Below are 13,728 nucleotides of genomic sequence, written 5' to 3'. Positions count from 1 at the left end.
TGTTTATGCGCCGCGTCCACGCCGTCATCCTGTCCCTGCTGCTGTTGTCCCTGAGCGCCTGCGCGCTGTTTCCCAACCGGGACCCGGTGAACATCAACGTGGTCGGCCTCGAACCGTTGCCAAGTCAGGATCTGGAAGTGCGTTTCGCGATCAAGCTGCGGGTGCAGAACCCCAATGAAACGGCCATCGATTACAACGGTATCGCCCTGGATCTGGAGGTCAACGGCCGTCCCTTGGCCTCGGGCGTCAGCGATCAGGTCGGCTCGATCCCGCGCTTCTCGGAAACCGTGGTCAGCGTGCCGGTCAGCGTTTCGGCGTTCTCGGTGCTGCGCCAGACCCTCGGCCTGAGCCAGACCCAAACCCTCGATAACCTGCCTTACGTCTTGCGCGGCAAACTCGCGGGCGGGGTGTTCGGCACCATGCGTTTTGTCGACAGCGGCAAGCTGAGTTTGCCAAAGGCCACTGCTGCGACGTGGTAAATACACAATTTTGAAACCGCTCATAAATACCTGTAGGAGCTGGCTTGCCAGCGATAGGGTCGCTCAGCCAACATCGTCGTTGCTGACAGTCCGCCATCGCTGGCAAGCCAGCTCCCACAGTTTTTTCAATCAGCCCGACGTTATGCGGTGAACCGCACACCCGGTTTCGCCCGTTCATCGACACTCAACTCAAACACATCCGGCCGCGCATAGTGGCCAACCACGTCATAGTCGTAGCGCGCCCGTACCAGTTCATCGGTATCGATCTCAGCGGTGAGCAACCCGGCCTCGCCACGCAACGGCCCGGCGAGCACATCGCCCATCGGCCCGACAATCACGCTGCCGCCGGCAATCAACGGTCGATCCGCCGGCCAATTGGCAATCTCCACGCCCAGCGCGTTCGGCGAAGCCTGCACCTGACAGGCACTGACCACAAAGCAACGGCCCTCGTGGGCGATGTGACGCATGCTGACCTGCCACATCTCACGCTCGTCCACGGTCGGCGCGCACCAGACTTCAATGCCTTTGGCGTACATCGCCGTGCGCAGCAGCGGCATCATGTTTTCCCAGCACACCACCGCACCGAGTTTACCGACCTGAGTGTCGAGCACCGGCAGCGTCGAGCCGTCGCCCTTGCCCCAGATCAGCCGTTCGGTGCCGGTCGGCATCAGCTTGCGATGCTTGGCCACAAGCCCCGCCTGCGGGTCGAAATACAGCGCCGTGCAATACAGCGTGCTGCCGGCACGCTCGATCACGCCGATCACCAGATTGGCCCCGGTGCGCGCAGACAGGCCGGCCAGTGCCTCGGTCTCGGGCCCCGGCACGTCAATGGCGTTCGCGAAATAGCGTGCGAAGGCCTCGCGCCCCTCGGGCAGGCGATAGCCCAACTGAGTGCCAAAGCCCTCGCCTTTCGGATAGCCACCGAGCAACGCTTCCGGCATCACCACCAACGCCGCGCCGGACTCGCTGATCGCGTCTTCCCAGCTGAGGATCTGTTCCAGGGTTTCACCCTTGCCACCGGGCAAGGCGCCAATCTGCAGGGCGGCGACGATTGATTTGGGCATTGCAGTCACTCCATCAGGTTCAAGTGTTGCCGATTCTGCGGCGGCGCGGGATCATGAATAAAGACCGATTCACTGCTGAATGATATGAGCCAAATGAATATCGCATCCGTCGATCTCAACCTGCTGAAAGTCTTCGAAGCCCTGCATGAGGAGTCCAGCGCCAGCCGTGCGGCGCTGCGTCTGGGCGTGACCCAATCGGCGGTCAGCGCGGCGTTGCGCCGGTTGCGTGACGTGTATGGTGATCAATTGTTCGTGCGCACCGGACGCGGTCTGGCACCGACGCTCAAGGCCAATCAACTGAAGCCGGTGGTCAGCGAGGCGCTGAACAAATGCCGGCAAAGCCTGGCGATGGTCGACCCGGCGGCCCATCACTATGACGGCCGTTCGGTGACGGTGGGCCTGTCCGATGACTTCGAAATAGCCTATGGCCGGCGCCTGATCGAAGAAATCGCCCGCTGTGCACCCAAGCTGCGGCTGATCTTCCGCCAGACCCACAGCCAGATCGTCGCTCGCGCCCTGATGGAGCGCAGCATCGACCTGGCGATCACCGCCGGCGGATTTGCCGAGCGCCTGCTCAGTCGTCTGGTATTGGGTGAAGGGGATTATGCCTGTCTGGTCGATCCGGGCAGTCTGGCGCCCGGTCAACAGGGCATCGATTTGCCGGAGTTCGTCGCCCGTGAGCACATTCTGGTGTCATCGGGCGGCTTTATCGGCATAACTGATGAAGGTCTGGCGGCGCTGGGGCTGAGCAGGCGGGTCTGCGCCTCCACCACCCACTTTGCCGCGCTGCCGCATCTGCTCAAGGGCAGCAACGCCGTGGCAACCATCCCGACCCATGCCGCCCAGGCCATTGCCCAGCTCAGCGGACTGATGCTGCTGCCCTGCCCGCTGGCGCTGCCGCGTTACCCGATCGAACTGGGCTGGCGCACCAGCACGCAGATCGACCCGGTGGTGATCAAGGTACGTGAGGCGATTGTTGCGTGTTTCAACGCAGACTGACGGCTGTGTTACTTGTTGGCCGCCATCAGTCGATTGACCTCACTGCGCACCATGTTGGCGAATTCCGGCGGGGACATGCCATCAAGCTCGGCGCGCACCCACTCGGCCCATTTGCCCTTGCGCTTGGAGCGTTCGCCGAACAACCGCGCGGCTTCGCCTTTGGCTTTGCCCAGATTGTTCTGCCAGAGTTCGAACAGACGGGATTTCTCGTCTTCCAGCGCAGCGCGCTCGGCGAGGGATTTGTCGGCCAGATTGAAACTCATGGGGAAATACCTGCTGCGTAAAATGGCGACATCTTACACGCTCGGCGAAAATCTCCCGCGCAGGTTTTTCTTTCGCACCTAAAATCAGTGCAACTTTTCCGTCAGCGCCACACTCCATTGATCACTGTTCATCCATCTGCAAGGAGTCACCCAATGGCCCGCAAATCCCGCGTGCAAGCCGTCGAAGACCAAATCAAGGATCAGGCGTTCAGCGAACTTCAGGCTTTGATCGAAGAGTCCGACAAACTGCTCAAGAGCAGCGCCTCACTGGTGGGCGAGGAAGCCGAGACCCTGCGCGGACAAATCGCCCTGAAGCTGCAACAGGCGCTGGACTCGGTGTCCAGCGTGCGTGAACGCACCAAACCGGCGGTCGAGGCCACCGAGAGCTACATTGGCGGCCATCCGTGGCAGACCGTGGCGATTTCCGCCGGTTTTGGCCTGGTGGTGGGCTTGTTGCTCGGTCGTCGCTAAGCGACGTTTGTCAGCGCGCATTGTTCAAGGCCTGACAATAAATCTGTAGCGAGGGAGCTTGCTCCCGCTGGACTGCGCGGCAGTCCCCCTATTCTCAAGCAGACAAAGGGGGCCGCTTCGCAACCCAACGGGAGCAAGCTCCCTCGCCACATCGGTCATCTGCCCATTATTCCCCCGCCAGCGCTCGCAACTGCGCCAGCGTCTGCTCATCCAGCACGATCCCTTCGGCCATTGATCGCGCGCGCTGCAAATGCCGACGATCGCCCGGCAAACGTTTCAACCCCACGCCGTGCATCTGCCGCACCAGCTCTTCGCTGCGCTCGGCAAACGGTTGCCCGGCAGCCTTGCTCGGGTCGATGACGATCAGCAACTGCCCGGTCCACGGTGTTTTGGCCCCGGGATGGTTCGACCAGTCGAATTCGAAAGAAAAGTTCCCGCCGGTCAACGCCGCCGCCAGCAGCTCGACCATCATCGACAGCGCCGAACCTTTGTGGCCGCCAAACGGCAACAGTGCGCCGCCCTCAAGAATGGCCTTCGGATCCTGCGTCGCCTGACCCAAACCGTCCACACCCATTCCGGCAGGCAGCCGTTCGCCCTTGCGTGCGGCAATCTGCACGTCGCCGTGAGCTATGGCACTGGTCGCCAGATCGAACACGATCGGTGCTCCGCCGGCCCGGGGCGCGGCAAAGGCAATCGGGTTGGTGCCGAACAGCGGTCTGTCGGCGCCATGGGGCACCACGCAGGTCATGCTGTTGACCACGCTGAGCGCCACCAGGCCTTCCTCGGCGAACGGCTCGACGTCCGGCCAAAGCGCCGCAAAGTGATGGGAATTGCGAATCGCCAATACGGCGATCCCGGCGTTGCGCGCTTTCTCCACCAGCAGCGACCGGGCCGCCGCCAGCGCCGGCTGGGCGAAACCATTGCCGGCATCGACTCGCACAAAACCGGAGGCCACGTCCTCCACCAGCGGCACCGCCTGACCATTGACCCAGCCACTGTTGAGCGTCGAAACATACCCGGGGATACGGAACACCCCATGACTGTGCGCGCCGTCACGCTCGGCACCGGCACAATTGGCAGCCAGGGTACGGGCGACGGACGCCGACGTACCATGGCGCAGAAAAACCTTTTCAAGCAATTGCGTCAACGCTTCGAGCGAGAGTGTGGACGCAGCGAGGGAAGACAGGGGTTCGTGTGGCGCAGACATCTGAAGCTCCAGACTAATTATTGGAGGGAACAACAGCGTACGAATATCCAGCCCACCGATTAACCACGTCAGACACGGGTGCTGTCAACCGTTGCGGTGAAGCCTTGTCGCAGCAAGCACACGGCGCTGCCGCTGGTGCGGTAACTATGTACCACCCGCGTCATCTGGCCGGTCATTAGTCTCGAGTCTCAATTTACCGGTGCACCGGACGGTGCCCTGAACGAGACCCGATGATGCCTGCTCCCCTGCCTCCGCTGCTGTTCCTGTCCTTTCTCGATTCCCCCGGATTGTGGCGTGAACTCGGCAATGTCCATCACTTGTCCACCGCTGACTTCCAGTGGCTGAGCCACGTGCAACTGGCCACCCACGCACTGCGCAGTCAGCAAACCCCGCCCATGCTTGCCCATCGAATCCTGCTCAACACCGACGATACGCCTGCGGTGCCTCTGGCCGGCAGCTTCATACTCAGTGCCACCCCCGATGATCGCGGCGTCATGTTGTACACCCCCTTCGACGGGCTGAAAAAACATGCCAGCCTCGCCAGCCTGACCGCACACCTGGAGGAGCGCCTGAACCGTGTCACCGAAGATGATCGGCTGCTGGCGTTGCTCGCCCTGTCACAACGCAAACGGCTGGTCGAACGACGCGCTGTCAGCGTGACCTATCAGCTTGTCGAGGGCGATATCTTCGAAGATCAACGCGCTGCCATCGATCACTGCCTGCGACTCAACGCGCAGGCAATGCACGATGAATTGATGCAACTGCCCGAACTGGAAAGCCTGCTCCAAAGCATACTCGACGCACTCCTGACGCCGACGATGCCTGGCGTCGACCAGACCCGCACACGCGTGAACCTGTACGCAACCGGCGCAGCAAACGGCCCGGCATCGAGCGACCGTCCTTCACTGGGCGGGTTTGAAGCGCTGTCACTTGGCGATGCGCTGCTTTTGCACTACCGCCACGCCGGATGGCCGGTTGGCCAGACCCATGAGTTTTCGCACCCGGACCGGACAGTCCAGGCCAGTGATCAGCAACACTGGGAAACAGCCATTACCACGGCGTCGGGCAAACTGTTGGTGTGGCTGTATCAACAAATGGAGCGTTACTGGAATGGGCCCAGCGCTGACGGAGTCTCGCGGCGCAGCGTATTGGCGCAGATCATTCGACAGCAGGCGCTGGCAGACTTTTTGCTCAAACGCGAGGCTGGCATTATCGAGCAGCACACCTTCGACAGCCTGCTGACCTCGTTGGGTTTCAGTGACGGTCCGGCACGCCGCGCGACGCTGGAAACCGTACGTTTGTGGGAGCATCAGGCAAACTTCGTGGAGCTGGCCGGCGCGTTGATGATCAGCCATTCCGACAGCTGCCTGTATACCCCGACCCACGGCTTGCAGGTACTGAGGGATTACGAAGATCTCAAAGCCATGCTGCTCGGCAAATTTGCCAGCCCCGGGCACGAAGACGAACTCTACGGTCTGTTGAATCTCGACGAGCGGCAACGCTTTCTCGGTTTCGACAAGCCGCAGGTTTCCGGCCAATCGATTGCCGGAGATGTTTTCAGCGTGCTGCTCGAGTTGATCATCACCAAGCAGCGACAGAACATCGACTACGCCTTGCAGTGGTATCGGCACAGCGACGGCGCCGTAGATATTCGCGCACTGTTCGACAAGGCCCTGGACATCCGTTCGATGCTCCACGAGCGGCTTGAGACCCTGGATGCCCACGGGCGCTGGAGCACCCGGCCGACGCTCGCCGGCAACCAGTTACCTTCAAGGGTGCTGGCGGATACCGCCGCGGCCGAAGTGCGCAAATTCGACAGCATCATGCCCAGCCTCGCCGCAGACTTTGCCGCCCAACCGCTGACCGTCACGGCGCTGCAGCGCACCTACCTGCAAGGAATCGCCGCGAAGCTGGCGCACGCCCTGGCTGTCGGCATAACAGCCGAAGCACGGCTGAGCGTCCTGAATGGCACGCTGAGCCGCCATGAGCAAGCGCTGGTCGACACCGTGTTCAATCCGGATCAACCGGATCGCGGCCGCCGCAAGGCACTCAACGGTTTTCAGCCGGATGCCTGGTCATTGACGTTGCAGGTCGCCGGGCAGAGCGAAATGCTGCCGCTGGCCAACTGCGTCCTGCTCACGGAACGCGGTGGCCGCGATACGCAGCACTCGGGACGCGCGATACTGTGGACACCAGCCCTGGGCCTGGAAGTCTTCCGTTCGATCGAGCATGCCAGACAGGTGTTGGACCAGCGGCTGGTGGATCCGCACAAACGCCTGATGCTGCTGGATAACCTCTTTCCCCGGCACCAGGGGTTCCATCAACACTACACCCTGGGACAGTGGCAATTGATCAGCCGCAGTGTCCTGCAGGATCGGGCCGACTCGGCGATCGAACAGTTTCTTCAGCGCTGTGAACAGGTACGGGGCCGTCAATGGCCAAAGCCGCGGGAAACTCAAATCCTCAGGACGTTGAGTGAGCACGTCGTGGAGACCAACCTGCAGCGCGCCACCGCTCTGGCGCGGGCGATCGGCAAACAGCATTCGTTGCCTGCCTGGCTGGGCATGGCCACGCTTGAAGCGCAGCAGTTGCATCTGGAACTGCTGGAACAGTGGCGCCACAGCGTCATTGACGATCAGGATTATCTTCACGCGCTGCCAACCGTGCGTGACTATATCCGGCAGACGCTTCAAACGTTGTTGAAAAGCCGCTTGCAGAGGCAGGATCTTGACCCCGAGCAAATCATCGTCACTCCGGCACTGGCGCTGATCGGGCCGGCGATGAGCCTGACCGATTTCGCCCTGAACCATGCGCATCTCGCACAGAACACGGCATTCACCCTCCGCTCGGGCACTGACCGGGCGCTGCCGACAGGGCTTGATCAGCAAGCAGTCAGGAGCCTGCTGCTGTCCCTGAATGTTGCAACAACGTTTGCCGATAAAATCACCTCAGTGTTGTCCGCCAGTGATGTCGCCGCTGAACAACGCAAACAGCGTTTCCTGCGCCAACTGCCTTGGCAATTGCTGCAGCACGCCCATCAGTTACAACTGCAACAACGCTTGTCGTCGAAAGCCTTCGGCTTGATTTCTCAGGTGTTCGACATGCCCGACGCCGTGGCCCGCGCGACCGTGCCAGGGGCCGACGCCATTGCCCGGCCCCTGGCGCTTGTCAAGACTGCCGGAGCATCAGCGGTCAAGGCACTGGCGCTGTACTTGATCGGACCTGCGGGAAAACCCGGCCCCCAGGTGTTGTATGCGCCCTACCACGGTGAAAACGCTTTCAGTGAATTCGAGGATGAGGCGGCAGTGATCGCCGCGCTCAATACGCCGGGCTCACTGCAGGACCTGTTGCTGCGCCGCTTGCCGGAAACTCAACGTTCGATCTTCAGCGCGTTGTTCAACGCGAGCAGCGGCCAGACGAGCGAGATGACCCTGGCCACCACCCCGGTCAACGGTAACTGGTTGCTGCAGTTGTTCGACGACAACCTGGCCTTGTTGCCAAGCTTGCTGAGCGGCCATTCAATGCCGTCGGCGCAGACGGACTGGGACACCGCGAAGCACCTGTTCAGTTCCGGCATCCAGTTGGTCCGGGGCGTGCTGCCGGGCAAACTCGCCTGTGCGCAGTTTCTCTGGCAAAGCTACAAGGATTTCAAGGGCTCGGCCGAAGCGTTGCAGGATCACCACTGGAAACGTGCGCTGGAAACCTTTACCGCCGGCGCAGCGCAAATGATCAGTCTTGGGCGGCTGGCTCTGGAGTCACGTCTGGAATCTCAAGACCCGATGCTGCCGCAACCGTCGCAGCCAACCGCGCCGAGCGCCCCCGTCCTTGCGCAGACCAAGCCGACCGATCCGCAGCGCACCGCGTTGCAGGCATTCGAAACCTCGAAGATCGCCCTGAAGGATCTGACCCACAATGCTGCCGAGGGCACGTATCAGGACCTGAAAACCCAAGCGACCTACGCCCCCATTGCCGGCAAAGTCTATCCCGTGCAACGGCCGGGAGCCGTCTGGCAGATCAAGGGCGCCGGCCAGCCAGGTCCGGTGTTGCAGCACACCGCTTCCCGGCAGCTGGTGCTGGACCCGGATCGCCATACCGTGCATTTCGGCAAGACCCTGTCGAAGATGGTCAACCATTACACCACCCATCGCCAGGCCCGCTACATGCTGAATATCGAGGCGCAAGGCATGGAAGAAATCCGCGCCCGCCATCCGGAAAAAGCACACATGTTGATCGAGGCAATTGATCTGGCCCGGCATTACGCGTTCAACAGCCTGCACAATCTTGTTCAGCTACGAAACGATGTGCCGGGCACCCGCCTCGATACTTTTCTCAAGTCTTTTTTTGACGTGCAACAGATTGATGCCGAGATACTGCGCAAGTTGAAGCAGTCCATCGTGCCGATCTGTGATGCTCTGGTCGATCCAACAGAGGACCTGTTGAATACCCGACGCTTTGTGGTCGGCTCGAACAGACAGCCCGACTCGGGTGTAATTGCCTTCGTACTGGAGGGCGATCTACTCAAGAAAGTCCATTTCACCGAAAAGTTCTTCAATCAAGAACTGGAATGGTACAACACGGGGCTGACCGAGCCCTTCAATGTCGAAGGGCATGCGCGGGCAGCGACGCTGATCCACGAGTTTTCCCATCAGTTCAACAAAACCGTAGACATTGCCTCCCTCGAAGCACGGCGTCCGTTTGCTGATTTGATCGCTACGGTGACCGGTTATGGAGCGGACCGCAAACAGGTACAGACACGATTTCAGCGTGAAGCACTGTCACTGTCCACGCCCCGTGAAGAGCTGTTTTCACGCTGGAGTCATGACGCTCAAGAGTGGCTGGATATCGACAAGATCGAGGGCATGAATCATGTACGCAAGGAAATTCTCAAGATCACACGTACCGCGAATCTGGAAGACGCGCGAACGGCTTTTCTCAACCCGACCAACCCACATCCACGAATCGACACCATATTACGCAATGCCGATTCGATCGCCTTTCTGATCTGTGAAATGGGCCGTCAGCTTGATCCGGTGCCACAAACTCACCCAGGACTCGACTGAAGCAAAAAAAATGCGCAGGCGGTTGGCCTGCGCATTGTTTATCGCGAGTTGAAATCAGTCTTTCTGGTCACGCAGGACATTGCCCGAGGCACCGTCGATGCGGAATTCATACACCGAACCATCGGCCTTGCGTCCCTCACCCTTCCAGTAGCCGTCATTGTCGGCCTCGATTTCATAGATTTCGACGTAACCGGCCTTGGTTTTCACGATCTCGATAGCCTTTTCGATGGTGACCCAGCCCGCACCGGGACGGTCAGCCATGGCAGCACCGGCACTGAACAAGGCGGCGGTGGCGATTGCAGCGGCCAAGGTTTTTTTGATCATTTTTTCACTCCATTTGTGGATGATGTTCGTCTAACGTCCTGTTTTTGGGCGCCACACGGAAAAATAAGTTCCACTTTGATGGGCAATTGCCATGACGGATGTTCTCGGCACCCGACCCGCAAGGTTAGAATGCAGCAAATCAGGACGAGTCAATGACCCAAGAATCTCTCTCGGAAGCCGAATACGATGCAATCACCGATGCCGCCGCGCACTGGTGCATGCGTCTGCACGCCGCAGACTGCTCCGCCGAAGAGCGTCTGGCTTTCGAGCAATGGCGCGATGCGCATCCGCTGCATGCGTTCGAATATGACGCCATGCTGGAAATCTGGGACGTTGCCGAACACTTGCCCCGTCCGCAGGCGCTGCCGGAAGTACCGCTGAATAAACCGGTTCCCGCCTGGCGTCGCTATGCAATGGCGGCGAGCGTCTGCGCACTGGCCTTGCCACTGGCGGCGTACAGTGGCTGGAATCTGGGCTGGTTGCCCGACAGCTATCAGCACTTCGAAGCCACCGACAATGTCCGTCAAGTTACCTTGAACGATGGCAGTCAAGTCGAACTCAACCTCAACACCGAGCTGACTTTCAGCAATTACAAGGACCAACGCCGAGTCACCCTGAAAAAAGGCGAGGCGTTTTTCGAAGTCAGTCACGACCTCTCCCACCCGTTCGTGGTCAGGGCCGGCGAAGGCAAGATCCGCGTGACGGGTACCCGTTTCAATGTCTGGCTCTACGAAGATCAGGTACGGATTAATCTGATCGAAGGCTCGGTGCTGGTAACCAGCAACGCCGCACTGCCCGGCGACGGTCTGCGCCTGGGGCCCGCCATGCAGGCGCAGTACCGGCATGGCGATTACATGCCACAAATCAGTCAGACCTACGCCAACGACAACGCTCTGGCCTGGCGCAATGGCAAACTGGTGCTCGACAACCTGGCACTGAATGAGGCCTTGCCGCTGATCAATCGCTACCTGAGCAAACCGTTGAAACTGGCTGACGCCAGTACCGGCGCCATCCGTGTCGGCGGTGTCTACAACGTCAAAGAACTCGGCGGCCTCGTCAACACCCTGCCCAAGGTGTTGCCGGTCTACCTGACCCGTAACACCGAGGGTGATCCGGTGATCAATTCGATGCCGCGGCAGCCGCCGAAAACCTGAAACCGGACACCACCTGCCAGGGTGAACCCGGAGCAATAAAAAGCCGCTGTCCCCATTCAGGGAACAGCGGCTTTTTTGTTCAGACTGACTTACTGCGCAACCACCTCAGCGCTCTTGCCCGCCACATCGCGAACGGTCTGCAATTGATACTGCGGGTCGGCAGCGATCTGCTGTTCAGTGAATGGCAAGACGCTCCACTGTTTTTTCGAAAACGCCTCGGTCTGATCCCGGGAATATTGCGACTCGGGGTCGCTCGACAGCGAGAACGCCAGCAGCCCTTGAGCATGTGGGCCTTTGTCATCAAAGCTCACCACTTGCAGATAGCTGGTACCGCTGATCACTTCGAGTTTGCCGTCTTCACGCGGCACACTCTGGATCGCGTTGTAGATTCCCAGCGTCCCGGGCCCGCCGTGGATCGCAGTTTGTTGAGCGCCGTTGCTCACCACTTGAATATCGCCCCAGCGGGTTTCAGGTTTGAGCCCCATTTTCTGCGCGGTGGCGGCCGACGTCAGCAGCGCTTCATGCAGGGCCTTGCTCACGGTCGGTTGCTCGATCGCCAACCCGCGTGGCGTATGTTGCGGGTCTTTTGGATCGAACGGCACCCGCCAGATATCCGGCGACGCTTGCAGCGCCTGCATGATGTTCTGGAAATGCACCAGACCGATGCCCGAATCCAGATTCGCCCGGCCATCCCAGCCCTTGAGGCTGACACAAACCGGCTTCAACGCCGCCGCGTCTGCCCCCAGATCCGCAGCGCAGAACTTCAACAGATCGGGCAGCACCTGGGTTGCCAGATAGACGTTGTCGTCCATTACCATCTGCTGCAGATCCTTGACCGCCAGCGGCCCCTTTTTGCCCAGCGCACTCAGACGCTCCAGCGCAAATCGCGATCGCAGGCCCAGTGGTTGGCCATCCTGACTGATCAGTGGCGAGAACCCCGTCAGCGGTTGTGCCGGGTTGGCCAGCCACGCGGAATCGTTGGAGTGCTGGACGAAGTCCTTGCGCAACAGTTGCGGCAGCTGGCTGGCGGCATAGATGCCCTTCTGCGCCGCTTGCGGATCGATATCCCAGGCGCAAGCGCTGTTGGAACCGTCGAGCACGATCATCTGCAAACCGATGCGCGGGTCGCTGCACTTGGCCAGTTTGTCGGCGCTGACGTTCGGCACCACCGACAGGTTCATGTACAGCGTTTGCCCCTTGTCATCCACGGCCAGCGTGTTGACCCACGGGATGCCCTGGATCTTGTGCACCGAATCCTGCAGGGCTTTGAGGCTTGACGCCTGGTTCATCGCGTACCACTGCGTCAGCACGCGATCATTGTCCAGATTGGCGTCGCGCAGGCTGTAAGCGTACTGATGATCCCAGTCGAGTTTGCCCGGCCACTGAACAATCGGGCCGAACTGCGAGCTGTAGACATCGCGCGAAACCGGCACCACCTGGCCATCCGCCTGTTTGACCTGCACGGTGACGGTCTGCTTGTCCAGCGGCAGCGATTTACCGTCGAGCAGGTAGCGGGTCGGATCTTTCGGGTCGAGTTGCAGGCGATACAGGGTGAAGTGTTTCGATGAATCGACCGTGTGGGTCCAGGCCAGATGCTGGTTGAAACCGATGTTGATCATCGGCAGCCCCGGCAAGGCGGCGCCCATGACGTCCAGTTTGCCGGGGATGGTCAGGTGCATCTGGTAAAAGCGCATGCCGCCGACCCAAGGAAAATGCGGGTTGGCCAGCAACATGCCGCGTCCGTTGAATGAGCGTTCACTGCCGACCGCCACGGCGTTGCTGCCGCGATCCAGAGCGAAGCGCTGCAGGCGCGCGTCCGCCAACTGATAGGCCTTGGCACTGCTGTCGAGCTGCGCCGTGGCCTGCGGCGGGGTCGCGCCCGCCAGGGCTTCGGCGAACTGCCCGACACCGCCCTCGACCAACAAGCGCCGAGTAAGCTTCACCAGATCTTCGGCAGCGATATCGCGCACCCACTCGCCCTGGCACTGTTGCGGCAGACCTTGCTCACGGCGTTCGGCCAGATAGCGGTTGTAACCGGCGGCGTAACCTGCCACCAGATCGCGCACCTGCGCCGGTTGCGCGTCCCAGAAGGCTTTCACCGCTTCGGGGGTGTTGAGCCAAGTGAAGAACAGGTCGCTGACGCGATTCTCGCGTTGTTCGACGGTGAACTGATGCGGCCCGAAATAGCGCGAGCGCTGACCGTTGACCGTGACAATCTCGTTGGCCAGCAAGCACAGGTTGTCCTGCGCGTAGGCGTAACCGATGCCGAAACCCAGCCCGCGCTCGTTCTCGGCGCGGATGTGCGGCACGCCAAATGCGGTGCGGCGGATATCGGCACTGGCTGGCGTGGCGGGACTGAATGCATGGGCCGACAGACTGAGCCCGAGAAACGCGCTGGCGAGGGCCAGCCCGGTTAACTGCCTGGAAATAATCACACTCGCTCCTGATCGATAGGACACGGTTCGGCGCGTGCGTTGCGCAAGCTTCGAACTCGGTCTGAAGTTGACGCCTGCGCCTGGGCGCAAGGTGGCTGTTCAGGAAACGAATGCAGCAAAAAAATATTTAGCCCGTTTGCCCAAGGGACAAACCGCCGATGACGGGAAAACAACGAATAACCGACAAAATTTCTACATATTTCCTTTCATGATTTGTCGTGCTGAAACGTCTTGTTTACTGAGAGCAGCCAAAACGTTTCCTGAACAGGCTC

Annotated in this window: 10 protein-coding genes; 5 read left to right on the top strand and 5 right to left on the bottom strand. The window is 60.5% G+C overall.

What is annotated here, in order from left to right; all coding sequences use genetic code 11:
* The first annotated feature begins 5 nt into the window (after positions 1-5).
* Positions 6-479: an LEA type 2 family protein gene (locus GTQ41_RS12930; RefSeq protein WP_007966053.1), complete on the top strand. Its 474-nt coding sequence runs from the start codon at positions 6-8 to the stop codon at positions 477-479.
* 140 nt (positions 480-619) lie between these two features.
* Here the strand turns inward: GTQ41_RS12930 and GTQ41_RS12925 are convergent, their stop codons facing one another.
* The gene (locus tag GTQ41_RS12925) at positions 620-1,543 is read right to left on the bottom strand and encodes a carbon-nitrogen hydrolase family protein (protein ID WP_047294229.1); all 924 of its coding nucleotides are present in this window, start codon (positions 1,541-1,543) and stop codon (positions 620-622) included.
* 84 nt (positions 1,544-1,627) lie between these two features.
* On the opposite strand from GTQ41_RS12925, the gene GTQ41_RS12920 reads away from it, so the two are divergent.
* A complete protein-coding gene (locus tag GTQ41_RS12920) occupies positions 1,628-2,542 on the top strand; it encodes a LysR family transcriptional regulator (RefSeq protein WP_047294227.1) in 915 nt (304 codons plus the stop codon).
* Between the two features lie 8 nt (positions 2,543-2,550).
* Here GTQ41_RS12920 and GTQ41_RS12915 read toward each other — a convergent pair whose 3' ends face one another.
* The gene (locus GTQ41_RS12915; RefSeq protein ID WP_003224595.1) at positions 2,551-2,805 is read right to left on the bottom strand and encodes a hypothetical protein; all 255 of its coding nucleotides are present in this window, start codon (positions 2,803-2,805) and stop codon (positions 2,551-2,553) included.
* A gap of 153 nt (positions 2,806-2,958) precedes the next feature.
* Between GTQ41_RS12915 and GTQ41_RS12910 the strand changes: the two genes are divergently transcribed.
* Complete coding sequence (locus GTQ41_RS12910) at positions 2,959-3,276, top strand: YqjD family protein (protein WP_007961870.1); 318 nt, start codon at positions 2,959-2,961, stop codon at positions 3,274-3,276.
* A gap of 166 nt (positions 3,277-3,442) precedes the next feature.
* Here the strand turns inward: GTQ41_RS12910 and GTQ41_RS12905 are convergent, their stop codons facing one another.
* Positions 3,443-4,483, bottom strand: coding sequence for an Ldh family oxidoreductase (locus tag GTQ41_RS12905; RefSeq protein WP_047294225.1), 1,041 nt, complete (start codon positions 4,481-4,483; stop codon positions 3,443-3,445).
* Between the two features lie 230 nt (positions 4,484-4,713).
* Between GTQ41_RS12905 and GTQ41_RS12900 the strand changes: the two genes are divergently transcribed.
* Complete coding sequence (locus tag GTQ41_RS12900; RefSeq protein ID WP_080963273.1) at positions 4,714-9,543, top strand: DUF6543 domain-containing protein; 4,830 nt, start codon at positions 4,714-4,716, stop codon at positions 9,541-9,543.
* Positions 9,544-9,597: 54 nt separating this feature from the next.
* Here the strand turns inward: GTQ41_RS12900 and GTQ41_RS12895 are convergent, their stop codons facing one another.
* On the bottom strand, positions 9,598-9,867 hold the full coding sequence (locus tag GTQ41_RS12895) for a PepSY domain-containing protein (RefSeq protein WP_047294224.1): 270 nt from the start codon (positions 9,865-9,867) through the stop codon (positions 9,598-9,600).
* A 152-nt stretch (positions 9,868-10,019) separates the two neighbouring features.
* Here GTQ41_RS12895 and GTQ41_RS12890 point away from each other — a divergent pair, with 152 nt between their 5' ends.
* A complete protein-coding gene (locus tag GTQ41_RS12890) occupies positions 10,020-11,021 on the top strand; it encodes a FecR family protein (protein ID WP_047294222.1) in 1,002 nt (333 codons plus the stop codon).
* Positions 11,022-11,110: 89 nt separating this feature from the next.
* On the opposite strand, the gene GTQ41_RS12885 is transcribed toward GTQ41_RS12890, so the two are convergent.
* On the bottom strand, positions 11,111-13,456 hold the full coding sequence (locus GTQ41_RS12885) for an acylase (RefSeq protein WP_047294220.1): 2,346 nt from the start codon (positions 13,454-13,456) through the stop codon (positions 11,111-11,113).
* Positions 13,457-13,728: the final 272 nt, after the last annotated feature.

The organism is Pseudomonas sp. AN-B15, assembly GCF_019056475.1.
In the GTDB taxonomy this organism is placed as follows: domain Bacteria; phylum Pseudomonadota; class Gammaproteobacteria; order Pseudomonadales; family Pseudomonadaceae; genus Aquipseudomonas; species Aquipseudomonas parakoreensis.
Note: the sequence above shows the minus strand (reverse complement) of the source record. Positions and strands in the feature narration are given on the sequence as shown.